The following is a 23659-nucleotide window of genomic DNA, read 5'->3' as shown; positions in this document are numbered from 1 at the left end:
GTTTTTGCCTATTTTTCTAATACTTTCCATTTAAGCGGCTATTTATGAAGAAGATTTTGGTAGGCATTCTGGTTCTCCTGGTTTTGGCAGTTTTGATTTTAAGGGGCCTACCTTACCTGATCAATATTTACCTCAACCAAAATGCGGCCCGGATAGTGACCAACATGATCACCAGAACAAGCGACTTTGGAGATCATGAAGTAAGTTTTGGAGCTATAAACTTGGACTATAATTTTTCCGGAACCTACCTTAAGATAAGTAATATCAAAGTCACGCCAACCGAAAGAATAGATGATAATCGCGTGAAAGTCAATCTATCGGCTGACAATGTCAATGTGACCGGATTTAAGTGGATTCCTTTTCTTTTTCATAATTCCATTTCTGTTGATTCGGCAACCTTAAACAATATCAAAATAATTTCTTCTACCCCTCCATTGGATTCAATGAAAAGAGAACCTAATAAACAAAAGGAAAAAGCTTCCAAAGATTATGATATGATTGAGGTCGGAATTTTTGAACTCAGAGAATTTTCAATTGAAGTCAAAGAAAATCTTAATGATTCTGTCAGGATATCCCTCCGCAACTTCAATGTCGATGCCCAAGGATTCCAATTGTCAATAGAGGATATCAACAACCCCGAAAGCCTTTTTCATGTAGATAAAATCCACGGGGAAATCGATGAGGCAGTTTTCCATTTTGACCGGTTCAGACAATATGTAGCAGTCAGAGATATACTTCTTGATACAGAGGAAAGAAACATGTCTTTTGGCTACATGGGCTTGCTCAATAAATTGGATAAATATGACTATACCTCACAGTTCAAAGAAAGACAGGGTTGGTTGGAATTAGATAAAGCCGAAATGGAGCTGAAAGGAGTGAATTTTGGCAGTTTTCTTAGAAAAGGAATTATCGAAATCGATACTGTATTTGCCAATAATTTCCAACTTGAATCCTTTGTGGATAAAAGAATACCCGAGGACAAATTGAAACGTACTCAGATGATTCATGAGGTATTCCAAAATCTTCAACAGGTATTGCATATTGAACATCTTTTTTTAAACAATGCATTTGTCAGGATAGAGGAGAGGCCTGAAAACCAATCACCAAGGTCAGGGACTATGTTCTTTTCGGAATTGAATGCCCATGTGACCAATGTTTCCAATTACATAGACAGAAGAGGGGATAACCGAACCATTTCTATTGATGCCAATGGAAAATTGATGGGGGAGGGACAGATCAATGCCTTGATCCAATATGACCTGGAAGATCCGGAAGGAAAATTCACTTTAAAAGGTACTTTGGAAAAAATGGATCTCACCGTACTGAATTCCATGATGGGGCCTGAGGCTAAGGCAATTCTCAAATCAGGAACAGTCGATAGATTGGATTTCAATATTTTGGCAAATGATTATGAAGGTTCAGGTGAAGTAATTATCCGATATCAAAATCTTGAGATTGAACTTCTCAACAAGGATTTTGAGCAAGATCAAAATTTACTCCGAAAAATTGGGGCTTTTATTGCCAACAGGGTAATCATCAAATCCAACAATCCGAACAATAGGGGTGAATTGAAAAAAGGCAGCGTCTATTTTATCAGAGTCCCTCACAAGCCCATGTTCAACTATTGGTGGCAGCTTATTTTTTCGGGATTGAAATCGACCTTGTCAGGAGAGTCGGTGGATGAAATGAGACAGAATGAAATACAAAAAAGATCGGGTAACTCTGATTCAAAAACAACCGGCTCATCTTCTTCCAAAAATAATACGGATGATCAAAATGAACTTACAAGAAAAGAGAAAAGGCAGGCCAGGAGAGAAAGTAACAAAAAAGATTAAATTTTTTAAATCATAAACTTTGTGCAGTGGCAAGGGTTTTAACTTTTGGCCCTCAATGGGATTACCCGTCAATAATTTGTACTTTTGCAAGCTTGAATGAAATGCTAGAAACTTCCATGTCCGAACTCATAGTCGAGAAAAAAGAAGAGTTGATTGAGATATATGGTGCCCGCGAGCACAATCTCAAAAATATAGATATCAATATCCCCCGAAACAAACTTGTAGTCATCACAGGCCTTAGTGGAAGTGGCAAGAGCTCCTTGGCCTTTGACACCATTTATGCAGAAGGTCAGCGCAGGTACATGGAAAGTTTTTCAGCTTACGCAAGGTCTTTTTTAGGCGGGATGGAGCGTCCTGATGTGGACAAAATCAATGGCCTTTCTCCTGTCATTTCCATAGAACAGAAAACTACCTCTAAGAATCCACGGTCCACGGTAGGTACGGTCACAGAAATCTATGATTTTATGAGGTTACTTTTTGCCAGGGCAGGTGAAGCCTATTCTTACCTTTCGGGTAAGAAGATGATCAGGCAGACGGAAGATCAGATTGTAGAACAGCTTTTCGAGAATTTTGGAGGAAAGAAACTTTACATTCTGGCACCTATAGTAAAAGGCAGAAAAGGACATTACCGGGAGCTTTTTGAACAGATCCGCAAGATGGGTTTTTCTAAAATACGTGTAGATGGAGTGGTCATGGACGTGCAGCCCAAGATGCAGGTGGACAGGTATAAAATCCACGACATTGAGATTGTAGTGGACAGGATAGTTGCCGATGAGGATGACAGGTTCAGGATTACCCAATCCCTGAAAACCGCACTTCAGCATGGAAAGGGTATCATCATGCTCCGGGATGAAGAGGATAACATCCATCATTTTTCCAAATACCTGATGGATCCCACCACAGGGCTTTCTTATGACGAACCTGCACCCAATACCTTTTCATTCAACAGCCCTTATGGTGCCTGCCCGACATGTAATGGACTGGGAGTCATCGACGAGATTACGATAGACAATATCATTCCTGACCCAAGTCTGAGTATTACAAGAGGAGGGATTGCACCTTTGGGGGAATACAGGGATGTTTGGATTTTCAAGAAAGTGGATGCCATCCTCAAACACTACAAATGCAGTATTTCCACACCTATAGAAAAACTCCCAAAGGAGGTGGTGGATATATTATTGTATGGCGATAAAGTGGAGGTGGCGGTTGACTCCGTCAAATACCCCGGCACCAAATGGCATACTACTTTTGAGGGTATAGTCAATTTTCTACAAAAGCAGCAAGAAGGCGGCACTGAAAAAATACGGGATTGGGTCAATGAATTCACAACTTCAATGACCTGTCCTGAATGTGAAGGCTACAGGTTGAAGAAAGAAGCACTCCATATCAAAATAGATGAAAAGCATATTGGTCAATTGGCTATGATGGATATTGTGAGTTTGGGAGAATGGTTTGAAGGACTTGAGGACCGGATGTCGGAAAGGCAACAGATTATCGGCAAGGAAGTGCTAAAAGAAATCAGGAAGCGGATTGGCTTTCTTTTGGATATAGGATTGGATTACCTTTCTCTGAACAGACCGCTCAGGACCTTGTCAGGGGGAGAGGCGCAAAGAATACGACTGGCCACTCAGATCGGTACCCAACTGGTCGGAGTCCTTTATATATTGGATGAACCAAGTATCGGACTGCACCAAAGAGATAATGTCAAATTGATCAAGGCGCTACAAGATCTCCGTGATCTTGGCAACTCAGTCATCGTAGTCGAACATGACAAAGACATGATGATGCAATCTGATTTTGTGGTGGACATTGGACCAGGCGCCGGCAGACATGGCGGTCAGATTGTAGCGGCTGGGAATCCTCAGGAGTTTTTGGAGCAAAGGAGTATCACTGCAAAATATCTGTCAGGCAGTCTAAAAATAGAAGTTCCTCAAAAAAGAAGGAAAGGTTCAGGTCAACTTTTGGAATTAAAAGGTGCTTCCGGACATAACCTCAAGAATGTCAATCTCAAACTGCCTTTGGGAACCATGATCTGTGTGACAGGGGTCTCGGGAAGTGGCAAAAGTTCTTTGATCCATGAAACATTGTACCCTTTACTGAACAGGCATTTTTATAATTCCAAAAAAGAGCCTTTGGCCCACAAAGAAATTAAAGGTCTTAACCACTTGGATAAGGTCATCGAAGTGGATCAGTCTCCCATAGGCCGAACTCCAAGATCCAATCCGGCAACCTATACAGGAGTGTTTTCTGATATCAGAACATTATTTACCGAATTGCCGGAGTCCAAAATCCGGGGATACAAACCCGGTAGATTCAGCTTCAATGTCAAAGGAGGCAGATGTGAAGATTGTGAGGGTGGTGGCATGAAATTGATTGAAATGGACTTTTTGCCGGATGTGCATATTCCCTGTGAAACCTGTAAAGGAAAAAGATACAACAGGGAAACCCTTGAGGTAAGGTTCAAAGGAAAATCAATCTCGGACGTGCTGGACATGACGGTGGAGCAGGCAGTTGATTTTTTTGCAAACCAGCCCAAGATTCTCAGAAGGATCAGAACCCTCAATGATGTCGGCTTGGGTTACATTACCTTGGGACAACATGCTACTACCCTTTCCGGCGGTGAAGCCCAAAGGGTGAAACTTGCCACCGAGCTTTCCAAAAAAGATACAGGCAAGACCTTTTATATTTTGGATGAGCCTACTACCGGTTTACATTTTCAGGACATTGAACATTTATTGGAAGTTTTGAACCGCTTGGTGGAAAAAGGGAATACGGTATTGATCATCGAACACAACATGGATGTGATCAAAGTAGCAGATTATATCATTGATCTTGGACCGGAGGGTGGTGAAAAAGGTGGACATATCGTGGTAGAGGGCAAGCCTGAGGAAGTAGCACTCCATCCAAAGAGTTATACAGCCGGGTTTTTGAAAGAGGAATTTAACTGACATAATGAAATTTGACCCGTCAAAACCGGGAATTCACCCTTCTTTAAAAATATTGGTTGTACATGGGATGGCTTGATTATATTTGAGACAACACCATGAACAAGACAAGACTATACTGGTTTTTGCAGATTTTTGGTTGGTCGGGATTTGCCCTGATCAATCTTTTTTTTGTTTCGCTGGAGCGGGGGGTGTCTCCGATCCAGATTGGGGCATATTGTTCTTTGGCATCTTTCTACCTGTTGTCCACACATACATTTAGGTTTGTCGTCAAAAAGTACGGATGGCTAAACCTGCGTTTTACCCAATTGCTTCCAAATACATTACTTGCTTTGGTTGCATTGAGTGTACTGAATACTATTGTCCAGATTTTGATCAATCTTGCTTTTGATACATTGGATACTGAACAGGATTTTAGATTGGTAGTCATTTCAGTGAATATTTTCCTCAGCTTCCTTTTTTATTCCCTTTGGGTAATGCTGTATTTCCTTTTCCATTTCCTGGACAATTACAACCAATCCCTGAAGTACCAGGCCAAAATCAATGAGATCCAATTAAACCACTTAAAGAGCCAATTGAATCCCCATTTTATTTTCAACGCCCTGAATAGTGTGCGGGCATTGGTAGATGAGGATCCTTCCAAAGCAAAGCAGGCAATCACCCAATTGTCCAATATCCTGAGGTTTTCATTGATGATGGATAAAAAACGGATCATTGATTTTGAAAATGAGATCAATACTGTCAAGGATTATCTAAATTTGGAAACCATTAGATTTGAGGAAAGGCTTCAGGTGAAATATGATATCGAACCATCTGCCTATGATTATAAGATTCCTCCTATGATGATGCAGACTATTGTAGAAAATGCGATCAAACATGGAATCTCCAACCGGGTAAAAGGTGGTTTGATTGAAATCAAATGTAGGGAAGGCATTACTGATGATCTGATCATTCAGGTCAAAAACAGTGGACAGTTAAAAAGTCAGGGATTCAGTAAAAAGAAAGAAAGGGAGGGGCATGGTATCAACAATACCGTCCAAAGGCTGAAATTGATTTATGGAGACAGGGCCTCTTTCAAAATATATAATTCGGATACCGAATATGTAGTAACAGAAATCAAAATTCCAAAACAAAACCTTACATTAGGTTGAAAATCAAAAAAAATGAGAGCACTAGTAATTGATGATGAAAGACTGGCAAGAAAAGAACTGATCAATTTATTGTCCCAATACGATCAGGTGGAAATCGTAGGAGAAGCCAATAATGTTGACGATGCCAAAGAAAAAATTGAAGCATTGTCGCCCGATGTGGTATTTCTCGATATTCAGATGCCGGAAAAAACCGGCTTTGATTTATTGGAAGAATTGGACAATGTACCCCATGTGGTCTTCACCACGGCTTATGACGAATATGCCCTGAAGGCCTTTCAGGTCAATGCACTTGATTATCTCCTCAAACCCATAGAACCTAAAAGGCTGAATGAAGCCATTGAAAGACTCTTCAAAAAGCTCAATGAAGCACCTGAAAGATCAAGTGAGGGTGATGCTTTTCTTTCCAAAAAACTGACTTTGGATGATCAGGTCTTTGTTAAAGACGGTGACAGGTGCTGGTTTGTCAAATTGGCCAACGTCAGGTTGTTTGAATCAGACGGGAATTATATCAAAGTTTATTTTGACAACAATAAACCGATGATCCACAAATCCCTCAATGCATTGGATGAAAGACTGGACGAAAAGTCTTTTTTCAGAGCAAGCAGAAAGCATATCATCAATCTCAGTTGGGTGGAAGCGATTGAACCTTGGTTTAACGGTGGACTTGTGGTCACGCTTAAAGGAGGGGACAGAATTGAAGTCAGCAGAAGACAGGCTGCAAGATTCAAAGATCTGATGAGTCTGTAAGGGTCAGAAAGTTGATAATTTCAGAAAATTTAAATAAATATTGATTCTGAAAACTAAAATTTGTAAATAGAGGCTATTATTTTCTTTTAATAATAAAAATCTATTTAACATTTATTATAACGTATTATTTCCCATAAAACACTATGAAAGAGGAAAGGATCCTGATCGTTGAAGATGACGTTAATATTGCCGAGAACATTGAAGAAATTTTAGAACTTTTAGGTTATGTCAATATCGATATAGCCAATTCAGCCAATCAGGCCATCAAGGTGGTCAAGAAATACAGGCCTGATTTGGTTTTTATGGATATCAAACTGAAAGGTGATAAAGACGGAATTGAATTGGGTGAAATCATCAAACAAATGGTGGATGCTCCTTTGGTTTATGTCACCTCCTACAGTGACCCTACCATTATTGAAAGGGCCAAAAGAATCAATCCGGCAGGATTTATCGTCAAGCCATTCAATACCAATGATATTCATGCCATTGTAGAAATTGTTCTTTACAACAAAAGAACCAAACCCGCACCCGAAACAGCAGTTATCAGGTCCAAGGATGAAAGTCCTTATCTCGTAACGGATGCCGTTTTCATCAAAGCAGACAATGCTTATGAAAGGGTTCCTTATGAGGACATTTACTATGTGGAGGCGAATGGCAACATGGTCACTATCTTTACCAAAAACAGAAATTTCACCATCAGGAAGTCGATGAAAGATATGGAGGAAAAACTGCCTTCCCATCTTTTCCTAAGGGTTCAGAAATCTTTTATCGTCCAATTGGGACAGATCGAAAGCTTCAACACCAAAGATATCACGCTCCACATGGGTTCTGTGGTTCAGGTAGGAAGACAATATTATAACAGCTTCTTGGCCAAACTGAACACCATCACTGAAAGTTAATTTTCGAAACTATACTTATACAATAAAAAAGGTGGGCATGACCCACCTTTTTTTATTTTCAAAAAACCAAACAATCAACTAAACTTTCATATGAGGTAGAATTCGTGTTTGCCGTAGGCAGTTACGAATTGTCCTTTTTTAAATGTTTCCTTGAATTTTTTCTCCAATTCGGATTTCTCTCCATAAAACTCCGCCACGATATCTCCATATTTGTTGATAAAAGTGATGGTTGGAATTTCTCTGATATCAGAAAGATCAATTTTTTCCATTTGGATGGCTTCTTCCTGTACTGATCCATATCCCAATTCGATTTCCATTGGGATTACCTCGTTGATAGTTGTATCAACTTTCGCTACTGCCTGTGCAGACCACAAGATTGTCAATGCCATTAATAATCCTAAAAAGGCACAAACATTTTTCTGAGTTAAAATAGTGGTTTTCATTTTCTTTATTTTTTTGTTTGACTTGGTTTCTGTTATTTCTGTCAGCCCGATCGCTGCATGGTATCAGGTATATGCCAAATTCTGATCCCATTTTAGTAAATAATTGAAATTCAATAGATTATGTGTTCTTATACCGAGATGAGGTGTACGATGGCGTACACACTCTTTTGTTTTGTGATACAGTTATTCTGATTCAAATTCGGGAGAAGAGGTTGCATACGGATTTTAAAAAAATCAAAAAGCGATTTTAATTATAGCAGGTCGTTGGCTAAGTTGGCCAATTCTGACCGTTCACCTTTTTCCAATTTGATATGTGCATACAAAGGATGGTCTTTGACTCTATCTATTAAGTAAGATAGCCCGTTGCTTTGGCTGTCAAGATAAGGAGTGTCAATTTGGAAAATATCTCCTGTAAAGATAATCTTGGTATTTTCCCCTGCCCTGCTGATGATGGTCTTGATTTCGTGGGGAGTGAGATTTTGGGCCTCATCCACAATAAAGAAAATGTTCGAAAGAGACCTGCCTCTGATATAGGCCAAAGGTTGAATCACCAACTTTTCCTGATTGATCATTTCGGTGATCTTCTGGTATTCCTTGTCAGATTCTTTGAACTGATTCTGAATGAACTTCAGGTTATCCCAAAGAGGCTCCATATAGGGATTCAATTTGGATTTGATATCACCCGGTAGATATCCGATGTCTTTATTGCTTAATGGAACAATGGGCCGCGCTAAAAATACCTGCTTAAAATCCCTCCTTTGTTCCAATGCTCCTGCCAATGCCAATAAGGTTTTTCCTGTACCTGCGACTCCTTGTATGGAAACAAGTTTTATTCTAGGGTTTAAGATGGCATGAAGGGCAAAGGTCTGTTCAGCATTTTTGGGTTTGATATTGTAGGCCAGTTTCTTATCCACTCTTTCCATGGTATTGTCCTCGGAATTGAAATAGGCAAGGACAGAATTCTTTTCACTTTTGAGGATATAAAAAGCATTGGCCTTTCTCTTTCTCGTTCCCAACACCGCCTTGGCTTCTACCGAGTGGCTTTCGTAAAGGTTGTTGATCACATTCTGATCAATACCATCCAGATAATACTTCCCTGTATTTTCAAGTTCGGTGATGTTTTTGATTTTGCCGGTTTCATAATCCTCCGCATGGATTTCCAGAGACTTGGCTTTGAGTCTGAGGTTTATGTCCTTGCTGACCAGGATTACTTTCCTGTTTTTTTCGGTTTGTTGTAGATGAAGGGCGGCATTCAGGATTTTATGGTCGTTTTTTTCCTCTCCAAACACCAAGTTGGCATTGATACTGTTATCCGGGTTCATCAATACCCTGAAGTTACCCTTGGTCTTCCCGTTCAGTGGTGTCCAATTATGGATCATGTGGTCTTTGGCCAATTTATCCAATAGGCGGATAAATTCCCTGGCTTCAAAATTCTTGGTATCGTTGCCCTTTTTAAACTGATCGAGCTCTTCCAATACCGTAATCGGGATGACTACATCATGTTCCGCAAAGTTCATGATGGAATTGTGTGCATAAAGGATGACTGAGGTATCCAACACAAAAATTTTTCGGTCTTTATCGGATTTAGCTCTTGGCATAGGTTAAAATGTTACTGTCTGTTTGTTGGGAATAATATAGAAATTTAAATATAGGATTACCATTTTATCAAAAGAAATTAAGTTTATTTAAGAAAAGGATAATCTTATTGATTTGACTATCAGAATGATAATTTTTTGTCTATTTTTCAGAATGCTCTGGAATCAGGATCCTGTTTATGTTTCGGCCATGCTCTGTTTGGCCGTATTTTTTGCGAGTTGGTTGAATAGGTTTCAGGGTTGGAAAACAATAGGCACTCCCATCCTAGCCATTCTTATCTGCGCGCTCATTTCCAATTTGGGAATTATCCCCACGGCCACTGACGGTCATCCGGTTTATACAGGCGTATTTGTCTATATCGCTCCTTTGGGAATTTTCATAGCGCTGTTGGAAGTGGACCTCAAAAGCCTAAAAGATGCCGGTCTTCCCATCCTTCTGATGTTTGGATTGGGAGCTTTGGGGACATTAATTGGTATATTTGTTGCCTGGTTTTTGGTGAATCCTGCAGCGGAGATCGGTCCCTTGGCACATGCCGTGGCGGGGATGTTTACCGGGACCTATATTGGAGGGAGTATCAATTTCAATGCGGTGGCGTTGCATTATCAGGTCAATGAAAGTGGGGTTTTGTTTGCAGCTACTACGGTGGTTGACAATCTTCTGGGAACGCCATGGGTCATTGCCACCTTGATTTTGCCGAAGTACCTGCAGCGGTATTTTCCCCGCAAAAAGCTGGATTCATCCAAATCAGCAGCAAAAATCAAAGCAGAGGAAAACATTTCCATTTTTTCGCTATCCTTGATCTTAGGAATGGGTTTGCTGGGAATGGGTATTTCCAAAATGACTGCCTATTATTTCCCAGAAATCCCTGAGATCATCACCCTAACTTCACTGGCCCTGATTATGGCCCAATTCAGTTTTGTCAAGCGGTTGCAGGGAAAACATACCTTGGGATTCTTTTTTATTTTGATATTCCTGGCTGTCATTGGGACACTCTGTGATGTGACGGCACTATCAGGAATAGGCTCTCTTGCGGGCACATTGATGCTTTTTGTTTTTGTTATTATCTTGATTCATGGTCTGGTGATATTCGGTGTGGGGGCAGCATTTAAAATGGATTGGGATGTGATTGCCGTAGCTTCTCAGGCCAATGTGGGAGGGAATACCACTGCCCTTGCCGCTGCCGAAAGTCTCAACCGTCCGGATCTTTTGATCCCCGGGGTATTGGTTGGTAGTTTGGGAAATGCTTTGGGAACTTATTTGGGTTTTATGGTGGCGGGGATGGTGTAGATTGAAAAAAAATTCTTAGACCAATCAAGTGAAATCAACTTTAATTTTTCCTTACATCCAGTTGATATGCTAATCCGTCAATTTTCCTTTTCAAATGTCCAAAGTGTTTAGCTATGTTTCCAGTCTTATTCCTTTTCCCAAGTTTTTCATTGAGTATTTTGGAAATGTTCTTGGAATTGTTTTTATCAATTATCACTGTCATACTTTTAAATTTAAGAAATTGAATTTAATACTTAATATCAAATTTGCAGGATTTATTTGGTTCAATCATAAATAATTCTGTTTGATTTCTACCTCTGGGTGTGGTTAAACTTTCGGTGGTGACTGGGTGTAGTTTGCAACTACACCCTTCTATCATTATCAATTTGCAATTGTAAACCTTCCTAAATTCACCAATAAGCCACCTCAATATGACCTTTCATTCCTGAGTTTCAAGGATTAGAGTACAAATATTGACACTGGAATTGCTCCCGACTACTGTACGGGATCCAAAGATAGAAAAAAGGCGTAGATACAATCTACGCCTAGCGGCAACGCCAATCTACACCAAGCTCCACATCACTTCCTCCCCCTGACTTCCCCCTCCAATTCCATCAAAAACCTGTCAATTGTTCCCGGCTTGACGTGGGGCATTACTACGATTTTGTACCATTTGGCTTCATGTTCATAGCTGTCTGCTACCAGGTAATATTTATGTGCGAGTTCCTTGGACATATACTTTGCCTTGATGGCGATGATGTTGAGGTATTGGTTTCGGAAATATTCTACGCCCATCCTTTCAAGTTTTTTGCAGATTCTTTCTGTTTGGTCACAGAGCATTTCCATTTTGTATCCAGATTCTCCAGGCTGCTTCGGCCTGAAGTTGGAGCATTTCCATTCCATTTTTCACCACCGCACCGCGGGCTTCAAGAGACCGCATCAAAAAAGTCTTTTCCGGATTATATACCAGGTCATACACTTTGTGCATGCTGGAAATATAATCAGGATTAATTGCCGGCATTTCTTCTGTTTTGGGAAAAGTACCTAATGGGGTCGTATTGATAATGAGATGATTCCGGTCCAAAACCGATTTAGTCTTTGAAAGGTCTTCATAAGAAATAATTCCCGGGTCATCACCTGGGTTTCGGGATACCATCAGGTATGAAATCCCCAAATCCTTTAATGCTTTAACAACAGCTTTGGAGGCTCCACCTGTTCCCAAAACCAATGCATAAGGCTTTTCACCATTCAACCAATTTTCCAACGATTCTTTAAATCCAATGTAATCGGTGTTATAACCCTTGAGTTTTCCATCCATGATTTTGATGCAGTTTACAGCACCGATTTCTTCACAGGCAGGATCAAGGCTGTCCAAAAAAGGCAATACTTTTTCTTTGTAAGGGACGGTCACATTTAGACCTTGAAGTTCCGGGTTATTCCGGATAATGGAGGGAAGAAGCGAAATATCTTCAATTTCATAAAGATCGTATTGACAGTCTTTTGTTCCCTCATTTTCGAATTTAGCAGTAAAATACTTCTTCGAAAAAGAATGGCCTAAAGGATAACCTATCAATCCAAAATTCCTCATTACTTATTGATGTAGTAAGCGGTCCTTTCGATACCGAGTACCAAAATTACACCAAATGAAAACGCAAGCAAGGCAAATAGAAATAAAGATTCCTGACCTGTGACCTCGAGATAATTTTGGGGAAGTATGTTTTCGGTGACAAAAGGTTTTTGCACCCCGCTTGAGGACATCCGGTAGGATAACACTTTCTTCCATGGCCATAGTTTGTTGATGGACCCCAGCATAAACCCTGACAATAATCCTAATGTAATGGCATGATATTTCTTCAATAACCAGGAAATCAATCTGCTGAATGACAATAAACCCACAATACAACCCAAAGCGAACACAGCTAGAACGGGGATATTTTTTTCAGAAACTGCTGCAAGGATTCTTTCATACTGACCCAATATCAATAACAAAAAACTGCCCGAAATGCCAGGTAAAATCATGGCACAGATGGCAATGGCACCGGCCACAAATGTAAACCAAAGGGCATCAGGAGAACCTACAGGTGGAAGTCCGGTAATCCAATAAGCAGCCACAGTACCTATAAGTATAGCAATGACTACTCCAATTGTCCAAGTAATGATGTCCCGCAAAATGATGATGGCTGAAATGATGATCAATCCACAAAAAAACGACCACAGGGGAATGGCGTGGTATTCCATCAAGAAAGTGATCAGTTTTGAGAGCGTGAAGATACTCGTCAGGATTCCGATCAACAGCGTCAATAGAAATGTTCCGTTGATATGTTCCCAGAATTTTTTGATCTCAAAACGAAAAAGATAGCCCAGGGCAGTCTGATCGATGGCCTTGATGCTGTCCAGCAGTTTTTCGTATATCCCGGTAATCAGTGCTATTGAGCCTCCCGATACTCCCGGAACAATATCCGCAGCACCCATAGAAATTCCTTTCAGGAAGACCAAAATGTAATCTTTCAGATGGTTCATTGATTGAGATAGATTAGATGCCTTTCCATAATGGCACTTCCGTAAAATTAAAGTTGATGGTCTCCAAGAAAATGGTCAAAGGTATCGCCCCTTAGTCCCAATCTGATAGTTTCCAAAGGGATGACTTCATTTGGGGCTATATTTCCAAGGTTGACATTGGCACCCAAAAGCTTGACAAACCATACCTGTTGCTCTTTTTGGGGGGCTTCCCAGATAATTTTTTCTTCGGGGATTTTGGTGAGGATTTCTTCTACCAATCCTTGTCTTACTTCTCCCGAATCTCTAAAAAGTCCCACAGTTCCGCCTTCTCTTGCTTCTCCGATCACTTTCCAGGAACCTGCTTGAAGTTCACCCTGCATTTGCTCGATCCATTTATAAGGAGGGATGATTTTTGCGGCGTCTTTTGACCCTACTTCCGAAAGGACTGTGACATCTTTTGCAAGGATTTCAATGTATTCACATTTTTTGTCGTGATTGAGACTGATAGAGCCATCAGAAACCTCAGCGAATCTAAGGTTATATTTTTCAAGCACCCTTCTGTAATCCTCAAACTGACCTCTGATTACAAAAGCCTCAAACAATGTGCCTCCCAAATACACGGGGATTCCAGCATCTTGGTAAATATCGATTTTTTGTGCCAGGTTTTTAGTCAGATAGGATGTTGCCCAGCCCAATTTCACAATGTCAACAAAATCGCTGTTTGAATCAACAAAGTATTCGACTTCCCTGATGCTTAGGCCTTTATCCATGACCATGGTTAACCCTGTAGTACGCGGCTTTTGTGAACGTACTGGCAGGTTCTTAAGAACGTAATTCATTCCAACAGATTTCAGGTAATTAGATGTTAAGATTCCGATGACTTTGCGTCATCTTTATATTGGGAGATGATTTTGAAAATAGCCTTTTGATGTTTGATTTCCGGCATCAATTCAAAAAGCATGGTGTGTCTCCCAAAGTCCAAAGTTAATGCATTTTCCAAATATGAAAAGGCTTCCTTGTATTTACCTGTTTTTAGCTGAAATACGACCATACGGTAATACAGTTCGGCTTCCTCAGGGAGTTCCTCAATTCCTTCTTTGAGGACATCAATAGCCTCCTCAAATCGGTCTTGGTCAAAATAAATGATGGCAAGGTTGACGTAGGTTTCGATGATTCCCGGCTCAAGATTAATGGCTTCTTCATAGGCATCGGCGCTTGCTTGGAGGTTGCCAAGGTTGTATTCCGCATCAGCCATACCTACCCAATAATTGGGGTTTTCGGTCGTCAGGTTGATGGCTTTTCGGAAATAATGGATAGCCTCAAAAAACTTTTCTCTTTTGAGCATACACATGCCCAGGCCAAACCAGGCATCATCATATTCCGGGTCAAGTTTGGATGATTTTTTGAAATATTTGAAGGCCATGTCAATCTGATCCAGCTTTTCGTAAGCTGCCGCCAAGTAGCAGCAATTCTCCGCATTCGAACCTTCACAGTTGATCGTGTTTTGATACGCCTCCAATGCCAGATCAAACTGCTGGGTATTCATGTAGGCATTGCCAAGGTTGAAATAGGCAGAGGCAAAGGCATCATCAATGATCAGCGCATAATCATAGGCTTGAATGGCCTCTTCATATCTTCCCAAGCGGTTATAAACCACTCCCAAGTTATACCATGCACCTGCACTGTAAGGATCCTGATCTATGAAATCCTGATAGAATTGAAGGATTTCAGTAAAAGAACCTTCTTCCTCGGTGATCATAGCCAATTGAAAAAGCGCATCCTCATGATTGATGCGCAGTTTGACACATTCCTTGTAATAATGAATGGCTTTTTCATTGTTCTCATCGGCTTTATAAAGATTGCCAAGACAATAATAAACCTCCGCTTTATCATCGGCCAAAGGAATGAAGTCCTCCAACATGGTAATCGCCTCTTTGATACTTCCATTGATCATCAGTCCCTGACTTAAGGCAAGAATGATGTCTTCATTGTTCGGGGAAAGGTTATTGAGGTTTTCAAGAATCTCCAGACCTTCTTCCAGTTCATCATTAAAAATCAAACATTGGGCCTTAAACAGCTTTATTTCAATGCTGTAGGGGAACTTCTCCAAGGCGTGGTCAGAGGCCTTTAGCGCTTTCAGGTATTTTTGTTGGTCAAAATAAAAGCGGATGATATTCTCTAATTCTTCCTCTTCAAAATATAAATCCAAATTGGATTTCAATGAGTTTTCAAATCTCTCTACTAACTCTTTGTCTTCCTCCCATTCGTTTTCAAAATCTCCGGTCATCAGCTTTATTTTAAAATTCTTACTTAAGGTACCAAATTATCAGGAGCCACAAAATCATACTTCAAATATTTTTCTCTAAAATTTGGGTAGGTTATATGACGTGGGTTTACCGGTTAATTGTTATAAGGGTTGTCAACGTACTTCAGAGGCTTTCGTTTGCTTTTGCCCATTTGAAAGTTTGCTCTAAAGGGGTATATCTAAAGTTCAAAAGCGAATTCACTTTTTTGTTCTCAAGATATATTTCTAACTGCGAAATCAAGGCGGTTTGTTTGTTTAATGGACTTTTGGTCAGTTTCAACAGTCTTGCAATACCGACTGCTATCAGCGCCATCCTTAGCTGATAGGATTTCAATTTTTTCGTCGGAGGATTTTTACCAAAGGCTTTTGCCATTTCCTCAAAAAAATCTTTGTAAGGTATTGTCTTATGGTTAAGAATAAAACGCTCATTCCACTGTTCCTTTTGATAGAGTTGAAAGGTGATCTCTACAGCATCCCGGACGTCGATAAAATTGACAGTCCCTTGTGGATAATATTTATTTTCTTCGAGGACATAATGATAGATCCGGGTACTGCTTCTATCATCAGTTATCTTTCCCAGAATCACCGAAGGCATGATTACCATTGCCTGTAGCCCTTCCTGAACACCTCTCCAAACTTCCAATTCGGCCCTGTACTTGGAAATGGCATAAGGTGTATTGAATTTGGATGCTGTCCATTTCGAATTTTCATCATAGGTGAGCGTATCGACTGTCCTCCCCAATGCAGAAACAGAACTCACATGGATGAGTTTTTTCACCCCTTTTTCCAGCATGGCATTGACAACATTGGCCGTTCCGGTTACATTGACCTCCATGAGTTTGTCCTCATCTTTAGGTTCAAATGAAACCAGTCCGGCTACATGAATGACCATGTCAATTCCTTCCATAGCGGTTTCAAGGGATATAGGGTCAAGGATATCCCCTTCTATCCAATTGATCATTGAAGCATCATCGCCTAGTAATTTATCAGAACTGCTTTTTCTTTTTAATGCAAAAATAGACCCTACCTGAGCGAATTTCTTTACAAGGTAGCTGCCAAAAAGTCCCGTGGCACCTGTGATCAATATTTTCATAAGGAAGGGTTGAGCAGTCCCATCTGCTGAATTTTTTCGAAATACTTGGATTTTGGCAAAGTTTCCAACATGTCCAGGTACCTGTGGTTATGGCAATCAGTTCCAAAAAATCTTATTTTACCTTCATCGATAAGCAATTCAGCAAAATTTTTGATGGGCTTGGAGTAAAAGCCTGTAAGCGATAACAGGTTGATCTGGAAAAAAATATCCCTATCGATCAGTTCATATAGAAAATCTTTGTCCTGTATAAGGTATTGATACCGTTCAGGATGTGCCAGAACCGGTTTGTATCCGTGCATTTCCATATCAAAAAATATCTCCTTCAACATCAAAGGCCTGCTCATAAATCCGGTCTCAACAAGAACAAGATTATCTCCGATGGTCAATAATTTTTCTCCGTTTTTGAGTTTTTCCATCAGCATCTCATCAATGAAATATTCCGCTGCGGCTTCGACTTCAATTTCTATGTTTTCCTCTAAAAGAGCTTCTCTCAATTTGGCTAGTCCTGGCAGAATTGTTTCCGAAGAATTTTTGTAATACTCGGACATGACATGCGGCGTGGTGATGAGTTTTCGAAGTCCATAGCTTTTTAGCCTTTTGATCAGGCCTATGCTTTCTTCCATACTCTTCGAACCGTCATCAATCCCCGGTATCAAATGGGAATGCATATCCACTCCCATCCAACTCAAGTCGAGATCCTGAATGGATTTATCCTTTTTGATAAAATTAAAAATATCTAACACTCCCATTAAATTCCTCCTTTGGTCATTTCGGTAAGTTCTTCGAAAGTGGGCAATAACTGATCTTTGTCGGAAAGAATCGGCGTATCCACCTCCCAGTCTATTGCCAATTGCGGGTCATTCCAAATAACGCCACCTTCACTCTCCTTGTTGTAATAACTTGAACACCTATATGCAAACACAGCATCTTCCAATACCGAAAAACCATGGGCAAAACCCTCAGGTACATACAACATGTTGTGCTGGACATCGTCTAAAATTTTAGTGTAAACAGCGCCATAAGTCTTTGAACCTTTTCTCAAGTCCACAGCTACATCAAGCACCTTTCCCTTCAATACCCTGGCCAATTTAGCTTGGGCATGAGGTTCTTTTTGAAAATGGAGCCCTCTTACTGTACCTGCTTTGGAAAAAGATTGATTTTCCTGTATCCACTCACTCTCTATCCCGTAGCGATCCAATTCACTTTTTTTGAATGATTCAAAAAAGTATCCTCGATTGTCTTCAAAAATTGTTGGATAAATCTCAAAAAGACCTTCAATCGGGGTAGTTAAAATTTTCATAAATCTTTATTTGTTAATATTTTGGTGATAGGTATTTACAAACTAAACTGATGATCCGTGAATATCTTTTTGTATCTCACTCGTCGTATTTGTCGGTTTTGGTTGATTTCCGGGAATATTTGGGCAAATATAAGGCTTATTGGGAGTAGGTTGGTAAATTTGTGGTATTGATTAAGATTTGGAACTATTTATGTGCTCTTGATCTTTTCAAAAACAAACAAACTTACATGAGTAAATATTCCCGAAAGCTTCAAAAATTATATGATACCGCTCCGGTTCAGGAGACTGCTGTTTTGGTGGCCTTGATCCGTCAGGGACAGACAGACCATCAGATCACAGAATATCTTGACGAGCTTTCATTTTTGACAGAGACATTAGGTGCCAAGACGGTTTACCGCTTTACCCAAAGGATGGAAAAGCCAGATGTCAGGACATTCGTGGGTTCGGGTAAATTGGAGGAGATTAAATCCTACATAGAGCACTTTGAGGTGGATATGGTGATATTTGATGATGACCTTTCCCCTTCCCAAATGCGAAATCTGGAAAATGAACTTAAGGTAAAGGTCTATGACCGCTCATTGTTGATTTTGGATATTTTTCTCAACAGGGCCCAGACGGCCCAGGCCAAGACCCAAGTGGAACTTGCCCGTTTTCAATATCTTTTACCGAGATTGACCAGAATGTGGACCCACTTGGAAAGACAAAGAGGTGGTACGGGAACCAGGGGCGGTGCCGGTGAAAAGGAAATCGAAACGGATAAAAGAGATATCCGTAGCAAAATCACATTGCTAAAAAGCAAACTCCAGGATATCGATAAGCAAGGCGTGACCCAAAGAAAAGGCCGGAAAGGGATAGTTAGGGTTGCTTTGGTAGGTTATACCAATGTGGGTAAAAGTACTTTGATGAACCTGATGACCAAAACAGATATCCTTGCGGAAAACAAACTTTTTGCAACGGTTGATTCTACTGTCAGGAAAGTGGTACTAGAGAACATTCCCTTTTTGCTTTCTGACACGGTTGGGTTTATTAGAAAACTACCTACCCATTTGATCGAATCTTTTAAATCCACCTTGGACGAAATCAGGGAAGCAGAACTCTTGGTGCATGTGGTGGATATTTCACATCCGGGATTCGAAGATCATATTTCGGTAGTGAACAACACGCTCAATGAAATCGGTGCAGGGGATAAAGCAATGTTGCTGGTCTTCAACAAAATTGACCTTGTGCCCAAAATGCCTTCAGAAGAGGAAATGATGCACATGACGGAGCTTGAGGTGGAGGAAAACAATTACCTGGATTTTGAGAAACTAGCTGAATCCTATACCAAAAAAACCGGTATTGAGCCTGTTTTCATGGCAGCACATGAGGGAACTAACGTGGAGATTTTCAGGGAATCCTTGGTCAAAGAGGTGAAAAAGCAGCATATCAAAATGTATCCGCATTATCTTGAAGATGAGGTGATCGATATGTCTTTATATAAGGATTTAGAGTGATCCTTACCTCATCCTTATCCGCCATTCTTTTGGATAATTATTGTTGATCCTATTCCCCAGATTTTTGATCCAACCCAGAGGGTTGTTTCGATAAGTGACCAAAACCCATCCTTCAGGGATATCTCCTATTTCAATGTCCTCTTTTCTCAGGAAAGAAAGGGCATCAGAAAGACTCAGTTCGTGTGTAGTCATTCCCATTTTGGGTAATATGCTGACCGCAAACTCATGGTTGGGGATAAATTGGTCTTTGTTGAATTTGCCCAACTCAACCCCAAAATACCTGATGTTCAAAAACCTGCTCAGGAATTCAAAATAGGTTTGATATCTGGCATTGGTCCAAAAGAAACTGTCCTGAAGACTATAGAAAGTACTTTCTTCATCCAAGCCCAAATCCGAAATCAATCTTTGGCTTTCCTGCTTGCTTGCCGCCTTGATGTGGGAATGCTTGAAATCCTTTGTTTTTTTGGGTTCCTGAATGTAGTCATCCTCAGGTCTTTTGAAGACTGAAATGAATAGACCTTCGCCTTCTACATGATGTGGGTAAAACCTATACCCATAAAAAATCCCATCCTCGGTTTCGGTGGCACTTTCGGTTATTTTCCAAGCGGGATCTAAGGGGATTCGGACAGGTTCATAGGCATATTCCGAACAGATAAACCGGATCATTTCCTCGTTTTCTTTTTCATTGAATGTACAGGTACTGTAGATGAGATATCCACCACCCTTTACCAATGCACCGGCTTGGTCCATGATTCTTTCCTGTCTTAAAGCACACAGGTTGACATTGTCTTCTGACCATTCATTCCTTGCCTCCGGATCTTTTTTGAACAAACCTTCTCCCGAACATGGCGCATCTACTAGCACCAGATCAAAAAAACCTTCGAGATTTTTAAAGTGCTCCGGATCGTTTTGGGTGACCATGGTATTGCCCAAGCCCCATTTGATGATATTTTCCTTTAAGATATTTGCACGGGTTTTGATCACCTCATTGGCTACCAAAAAACCATCCTTTCCAAGAAAACTGCTCAACAATGTGGATTTCCCACCCGGCGACGCAGCTAAATCTAAAAATATTCCGTCCTTGGGTGACTGAATGTATTTTAATATATGTCCAATAAACATGGAAGAAGATTCCTGAACATAATAACATCCCGCATGAAACAGTGGATCTAAAGTAAATGAAGGTCTTTCGGATAAAAAATAACCTTCATCATTCCAAGCAACGCTTGTCACATCTTCTTTCAGGTCTATTTCCTTGTAAGGATTGATCCTGATAGAAACCCGAGGTTCTTTTTCCAGTGATTTTACAAATGCCGGAAATTCTTTTTCGCCCAGATAGTTTTTCATCCTGAGCACAAAAGCTTCCGGGAGTTTGATTTCAGACATACAAAATGGTTTTGCCAAAAATAACCTTTTCCCTTTTATTGTTCTTGCACAATCTGAGATTCGGTTGAAGAGACCCGCAGAATCTTTTCTTTGAAACCATCTTTTGAGGTGTCAATTTGGATAAGTATATCTACAATGTTTTGATATAAGGTATTTCTGGAAAAGCCATCAATTTTCTTTCCTTTCAACCACAATTGGGTCTGATGTAGGTCATGCCAATTACCGATTTTTTCTGTCAGTCCTCCAAGGTATTCCACATTCACCTCTTTCTTTTGGCTAACCCCATTTCCGGTCAATTCTGATATGTGGAGGATTGATTTCAGGTTTTTTCTGGAATCGTGAAGATGGGGGATATATTTTTTTTTGTTAAAAATGAGTTGAGTGTCAAGGATATAATCTTTGTAGAACCTCTTCGAATGGGAAATGGGAATGGGGGTAAGTTCTTTGTAAAAATCTTCCTCAGCCTTTTGAAGGATTTTCCGATATTTTTTTTCTTTTTGAACAAATTTATCGGTTTCCTTTTGGATCAGATTTTCCAGCCTGTTTTGAAGTTTTCCATTTGCCAAACCAACTATTTCAAAATTGAGCAGGTGTATTTGGGCTTCCCTGATTACGCCGGCATGTTTAAAAATTTCTCTTACCGGTTTGAAAATCCTGACAAGGTCACTGTCCGGAAAAGCATGAGAGTGGAATTTTACAAATGAGTGGATTTTCTTGGTAAAAACCCTCATTTGGTGAATATCAACTGGGTTTTGATGTTGACAAAATTGGTCAAAATGCTGCTGAAGCATTTTCCATCTATCCTCTAAAAATTCTTTTTGTTTGCGCTTGTTCAATCTCTATAATTTTGGTCATGAATATACATTTTATTCAAAAAAGAATTAGCATTTAATTCATTTGGATTTCAATGAGAATCCGATGCCAATATGATATTCGACATTGGAGAAGTCAAACTCCCTCAGGTTGCCTCCAAACCTCAAGTTCAATCCTTTAAAATCCAGAATCATACCGCCTTCAAAGGCAGCCTTGTTTTTGTTGGCCTGAGGATTTTTAGCCCATTCGTTTCTTTTTATTGTCTTGCTCTCTTCAATGATCTCCACTTCCCAAAATTCCCTGCTGTGGTTCAATCCTGCGCCGAAATACATCCAAAGGGGTTTATGAATTTTCCAGGTTATGCCCATGATTCCTTCTACCACGCCATGACGGATGTATCCTGAGGTCTGTGCTTTTTCAAATTCCGCTTCACCATAAACGGTACCCATGTTGTTTGCTGTCAGGTCACCTGTTTTGACCAGAATATCGGAGTTTCCTCTAATGGTCATATAGGTCCCAATTCCACGGTGATTGATGCTGCCGATGGTAAATCCAAACGGGGCGGTTGGATTATAGACATAAGAATAAAAAAATCTGTCCACTTTTCTTATAGGAATAAATCCTTCAGGGAGATTGTCATACTTCTGAGTTGGCTTTTTGCTGTTTGATGAAATGGCTTTTTCCAATTCAAAGATTTTGGGATAGAGATTTTCGCTCCCCAGTTTTTTGGCTTGTTCCAGATAGGGTTTTGCCATTTTGGTGTTACCTGTTTTAAAGAGGGCAAGGGCGGAATAATAATATCCTTCTCCCTGATCAACATCCATATTGATTTGGGCCTTGGCCAATTCCAGCACCTTTAGCCAGTCCTCATGATGGATTGAAAGGTTGATTTCTTTATCTATTTTGAGGAAATCGGTTTGTTGGGAATAAACAGAAGATGAAACCAGGAAAATGATGAATGCGAAAGCCACACGGGTGAAACTTTTCATAGTGAATTAATCCTAAGGCAGCAAAAAGCACTGCGATTGAAGAGATAGATTTGGGTGATTTTGTTTGAAAATCAAGACTATTTACCACGGAAATGAGAATTAAAAAAGGGAAATTCAAAATAAAATTTTGAGGAGGAAATTATCCTTTTCAAAGGTAAAAAAGTGAAGGTGCTGAAGGTGAAAACCAACTATTTAAGATTCACTAAGTTTTATTTTTCATAAAATACTTTTCCAACTCTTTCGATATGTTCTATTAATCCAGGATGTTTGAGCTGGGGAAAGTTTACAAAGTCTACAAAATAGGGTAGAGAACTGTCTTCAAATTCTGATTTTATTTTCATAATAGTTGAATCCGGAACCCCATCATTCATGATTGCCAAATCGATATCACTCCCTGTCTTATGGGTACCTTTTGCCCTGCTGCCAAAGATTTGTACAAGTTTGACCTCCGCATATTTATCAAGGATTTCAAAAATTGTTTTTAAATCCCTTTCTTTTAGTCCAAAATTATCCAAAATGGTTTTCATGCTTTCCGGGATTAAGTTTTGGCTTCTGTTTTAAAGAATTCCCTAAGCCTTTCTAAGGCTGGAAAAATTTCATCCAAAAGTTTTTCCTCAGATTTTCTTCGCCGCCTCCCAATACACATCCATCTCAGCCAAGGTCATATCCTCTATTTTTCTTCCGGCATCTTTCGCAGCATTTTCCAGATACTGAAACCGCTTGATAAATTTTAAATTTGTACGTTCTAGAGCCTCTTCAGGATTGATATCGATAAATCTTGCGTAATTGATCAGAGAAAAAAGCAAATCACCAAATTCACCGGAGGCCTGTTCCTTGTTGATTTCAGCATCTTCGACAGCATTAAAGGCTTCTTTGAATTCCTGCATTTCTTCTTCCAC

The 23659-nt window shown here is 40.0% G+C and carries 22 protein-coding genes; 7 read left to right on the top strand and 15 right to left on the bottom strand.

Features of this window, described 5'->3' with window-relative positions:
* Positions 1-44 precede the first annotated feature (44 nt).
* The 5 genes from ACEW8O_RS21395 to ACEW8O_RS21375 all read left to right on the top strand — a co-directional run bounded on the left by ACEW8O_RS21395 (position 45) and on the right by ACEW8O_RS21375 (position 7577).
* The gene (locus ACEW8O_RS21395; protein ID WP_373496664.1) at positions 45-1835 is read left to right on the top strand and encodes a hypothetical protein; all 1791 of its coding nucleotides are present in this window, start codon (positions 45-47) and stop codon (positions 1833-1835) included.
* 101 nt (positions 1836-1936) lie between these two features.
* Complete coding sequence (gene uvrA, locus ACEW8O_RS21390) at positions 1937-4783, top strand: excinuclease ABC subunit UvrA (protein WP_373496663.1); 2847 nt, start codon at positions 1937-1939, stop codon at positions 4781-4783.
* Positions 4784-4878: 95 nt separating this feature from the next.
* Positions 4879-5931: a sensor histidine kinase gene (locus ACEW8O_RS21385; RefSeq protein ID WP_373496662.1), complete on the top strand. Its 1053-nt coding sequence runs from the start codon at positions 4879-4881 to the stop codon at positions 5929-5931.
* Positions 5932-5943: 12 nt separating this feature from the next.
* Positions 5944-6678, top strand: a complete 735-nt coding sequence (locus ACEW8O_RS21380) for a LytR/AlgR family response regulator transcription factor (protein WP_373496661.1) — start codon at positions 5944-5946, stop codon at positions 6676-6678.
* Positions 6679-6821: 143 nt separating this feature from the next.
* On the top strand, positions 6822-7577 hold the full coding sequence (locus ACEW8O_RS21375) for a LytTR family DNA-binding domain-containing protein (protein WP_194973618.1): 756 nt from the start codon (positions 6822-6824) through the stop codon (positions 7575-7577).
* 86 nt (positions 7578-7663) lie between these two features.
* Here the strand turns inward: ACEW8O_RS21375 and ACEW8O_RS21370 are convergent, their stop codons facing one another.
* Both ACEW8O_RS21370 and ACEW8O_RS21365 read right to left on the bottom strand, forming a co-directional pair.
* Positions 7664-8020, bottom strand: a complete 357-nt coding sequence (locus ACEW8O_RS21370; protein WP_373496660.1) for a hypothetical protein — start codon at positions 8018-8020, stop codon at positions 7664-7666.
* A gap of 251 nt (positions 8021-8271) precedes the next feature.
* The gene (locus ACEW8O_RS21365; protein WP_373496659.1) at positions 8272-9618 is read right to left on the bottom strand and encodes a PhoH family protein; all 1347 of its coding nucleotides are present in this window, start codon (positions 9616-9618) and stop codon (positions 8272-8274) included.
* A gap of 151 nt (positions 9619-9769) precedes the next feature.
* Here ACEW8O_RS21365 and ACEW8O_RS21360 point away from each other — a divergent pair, with 151 nt between their 5' ends.
* Positions 9770-10903 carry a DUF819 domain-containing protein gene (locus ACEW8O_RS21360; RefSeq protein ID WP_373496658.1) on the top strand — a complete coding sequence of 378 codons (1134 nt, stop codon included), beginning with the start codon at positions 9770-9772 and terminating at the stop codon, positions 10901-10903.
* 558 nt (positions 10904-11461) lie between these two features.
* Here ACEW8O_RS21360 and ACEW8O_RS21355 read toward each other — a convergent pair.
* From ACEW8O_RS21355 to rfbC, 8 genes are all read right to left on the bottom strand, one after another.
* Positions 11462-11677, bottom strand: a complete 216-nt coding sequence (locus ACEW8O_RS21355; RefSeq protein WP_373496657.1) for a hypothetical protein — start codon at positions 11675-11677, stop codon at positions 11462-11464.
* A gap of 34 nt (positions 11678-11711) precedes the next feature.
* Complete coding sequence (gene aroE / locus ACEW8O_RS21350) at positions 11712-12470, bottom strand: shikimate dehydrogenase (protein ID WP_373496656.1); 759 nt, start codon at positions 12468-12470, stop codon at positions 11712-11714.
* Entirely contained in the window at positions 12470-13402 is a 933-nt protein-coding gene (locus ACEW8O_RS21345) for a DUF368 domain-containing protein (protein ID WP_373496655.1), read from the bottom strand. Before ACEW8O_RS21345 ends, aroE begins: the two co-directional genes overlap by 1 nt.
* Positions 13403-13449: 47 nt before the next feature.
* A complete protein-coding gene (locus ACEW8O_RS21340; RefSeq protein WP_373496654.1) occupies positions 13450-14220 on the bottom strand; it encodes a phosphosulfolactate synthase in 771 nt (256 codons plus the stop codon).
* Between the two features lie 26 nt (positions 14221-14246).
* Positions 14247-15668, bottom strand: a complete 1422-nt coding sequence (locus ACEW8O_RS21335; protein WP_373496653.1) for a tetratricopeptide repeat protein — start codon at positions 15666-15668, stop codon at positions 14247-14249.
* 142 nt (positions 15669-15810) lie between these two features.
* Complete coding sequence (locus ACEW8O_RS21330) at positions 15811-16779, bottom strand: SDR family NAD(P)-dependent oxidoreductase (protein WP_373496652.1); 969 nt, start codon at positions 16777-16779, stop codon at positions 15811-15813.
* Positions 16776-17528, bottom strand: a complete 753-nt coding sequence (locus ACEW8O_RS21325; RefSeq protein ID WP_373496651.1) for a tyrosine-protein phosphatase — start codon at positions 17526-17528, stop codon at positions 16776-16778. Before ACEW8O_RS21325 ends, ACEW8O_RS21330 begins: the two co-directional genes overlap by 4 nt.
* A complete protein-coding gene (gene rfbC, locus ACEW8O_RS21320; RefSeq protein ID WP_373496650.1) occupies positions 17528-18079 on the bottom strand; it encodes a dTDP-4-dehydrorhamnose 3,5-epimerase in 552 nt (183 codons plus the stop codon). Before rfbC ends, ACEW8O_RS21325 begins: the two co-directional genes overlap by 1 nt.
* A 227-nt stretch (positions 18080-18306) precedes the next feature.
* Between rfbC and hflX the strand changes: the two genes are divergently transcribed.
* Entirely contained in the window at positions 18307-19572 is a 1266-nt protein-coding gene (gene hflX / locus ACEW8O_RS21315; protein ID WP_373496649.1) for a GTPase HflX, read from the top strand.
* Between the two features lie 3 nt (positions 19573-19575).
* Here hflX and ACEW8O_RS21310 read toward each other — a convergent pair whose 3' ends face one another.
* The 5 genes from ACEW8O_RS21310 to ACEW8O_RS21290 all read right to left on the bottom strand — a co-directional run.
* Positions 19576-20958: a methyltransferase RsmF C-terminal domain-like protein gene (locus ACEW8O_RS21310; RefSeq protein ID WP_373496648.1), complete on the bottom strand. Its 1383-nt coding sequence runs from the start codon at positions 20956-20958 to the stop codon at positions 19576-19578.
* Positions 20959-20993: 35 nt separating this feature from the next.
* Positions 20994-21794, bottom strand: a complete 801-nt coding sequence (locus ACEW8O_RS21305) for a CHAD domain-containing protein (protein WP_373496647.1) — start codon at positions 21792-21794, stop codon at positions 20994-20996.
* Between the two features lie 57 nt (positions 21795-21851).
* Complete coding sequence (locus tag ACEW8O_RS21300) at positions 21852-22760, bottom strand: hypothetical protein (RefSeq protein WP_373496646.1); 909 nt, start codon at positions 22758-22760, stop codon at positions 21852-21854.
* A 209-nt stretch (positions 22761-22969) separates the two neighbouring features.
* On the bottom strand, positions 22970-23287 hold the full coding sequence (locus tag ACEW8O_RS21295) for a nucleotidyltransferase domain-containing protein (protein ID WP_373496645.1): 318 nt from the start codon (positions 23285-23287) through the stop codon (positions 22970-22972).
* An 87-nt stretch (positions 23288-23374) separates the two neighbouring features.
* On the bottom strand, positions 23375-23659 hold a 285-nt coding region (locus ACEW8O_RS21290; protein ID WP_373496644.1), incomplete at its 5' end, for a MazG nucleotide pyrophosphohydrolase domain-containing protein.

The sequence above is a fragment of the Aquiflexum sp. genome, assembly GCF_041749095.1.
Lineage (GTDB): Bacteria > Bacteroidota > Bacteroidia > Cytophagales > Cyclobacteriaceae > Aquiflexum.
This window is presented reverse-complemented; position numbering and strand designations above follow the sequence as displayed.

Excerpts from the sequence above, each read along its gene's own strand:
- ACEW8O_RS21395 (WP_373496664.1), top strand. The coding sequence starts at position 45 with ATGAAGAAGATTTTGGTAGGCATTCTGGTTCTCCTGGTTTTGGCAGTT.
- uvrA (WP_373496663.1), top strand. The coding sequence starts at position 1,937 with ATGCTAGAAACTTCCATGTCCGAACTCATAGTCGAGAAAAAAGAAGAG.
- ACEW8O_RS21385 (WP_373496662.1), top strand. The coding sequence starts at position 4,879 with ATGAACAAGACAAGACTATACTGGTTTTTGCAGATTTTTGGTTGGTCG.
- ACEW8O_RS21380 (WP_373496661.1), top strand. The coding sequence starts at position 5,944 with ATGAGAGCACTAGTAATTGATGATGAAAGACTGGCAAGAAAAGAACTG.
- ACEW8O_RS21375 (WP_194973618.1), top strand. The coding sequence starts at position 6,822 with ATGAAAGAGGAAAGGATCCTGATCGTTGAAGATGACGTTAATATTGCC.
- ACEW8O_RS21370 (WP_373496660.1), bottom strand. The coding sequence starts at position 8,020 with ATGAAAACCACTATTTTAACTCAGAAAAATGTTTGTGCCTTTTTAGGA.
- ACEW8O_RS21365 (WP_373496659.1), bottom strand. The coding sequence starts at position 9,618 with ATGCCAAGAGCTAAATCCGATAAAGACCGAAAAATTTTTGTGTTGGAT.
- ACEW8O_RS21360 (WP_373496658.1), top strand. The coding sequence starts at position 9,770 with ATGCTCTGGAATCAGGATCCTGTTTATGTTTCGGCCATGCTCTGTTTG.
- ACEW8O_RS21355 (WP_373496657.1), bottom strand. The coding sequence starts at position 11,677 with ATGGGCGTAGAATATTTCCGAAACCAATACCTCAACATCATCGCCATC.
- aroE (WP_373496656.1), bottom strand. The coding sequence starts at position 12,470 with ATGAGGAATTTTGGATTGATAGGTTATCCTTTAGGCCATTCTTTTTCG.
- ACEW8O_RS21345 (WP_373496655.1), bottom strand. The coding sequence starts at position 13,402 with ATGAACCATCTGAAAGATTACATTTTGGTCTTCCTGAAAGGAATTTCT.
- ACEW8O_RS21340 (WP_373496654.1), bottom strand. The coding sequence starts at position 14,220 with ATGAATTACGTTCTTAAGAACCTGCCAGTACGTTCACAAAAGCCGCGT.
- ACEW8O_RS21335 (WP_373496653.1), bottom strand. The coding sequence starts at position 15,668 with ATGACCGGAGATTTTGAAAACGAATGGGAGGAAGACAAAGAGTTAGTA.
- ACEW8O_RS21330 (WP_373496652.1), bottom strand. The coding sequence starts at position 16,779 with ATGAAAATATTGATCACAGGTGCCACGGGACTTTTTGGCAGCTACCTT.
- ACEW8O_RS21325 (WP_373496651.1), bottom strand. The coding sequence starts at position 17,528 with ATGGGAGTGTTAGATATTTTTAATTTTATCAAAAAGGATAAATCCATT.
- rfbC (WP_373496650.1), bottom strand. The coding sequence starts at position 18,079 with ATGAAAATTTTAACTACCCCGATTGAAGGTCTTTTTGAGATTTATCCA.
- hflX (WP_373496649.1), top strand. The coding sequence starts at position 18,307 with ATGAGTAAATATTCCCGAAAGCTTCAAAAATTATATGATACCGCTCCG.
- ACEW8O_RS21310 (WP_373496648.1), bottom strand. The coding sequence starts at position 20,958 with ATGTCTGAAATCAAACTCCCGGAAGCTTTTGTGCTCAGGATGAAAAAC.
- ACEW8O_RS21300 (WP_373496646.1), bottom strand. The coding sequence starts at position 22,760 with ATGAAAAGTTTCACCCGTGTGGCTTTCGCATTCATCATTTTCCTGGTT.
- ACEW8O_RS21295 (WP_373496645.1), bottom strand. The coding sequence starts at position 23,287 with ATGAAAACCATTTTGGATAATTTTGGACTAAAAGAAAGGGATTTAAAA.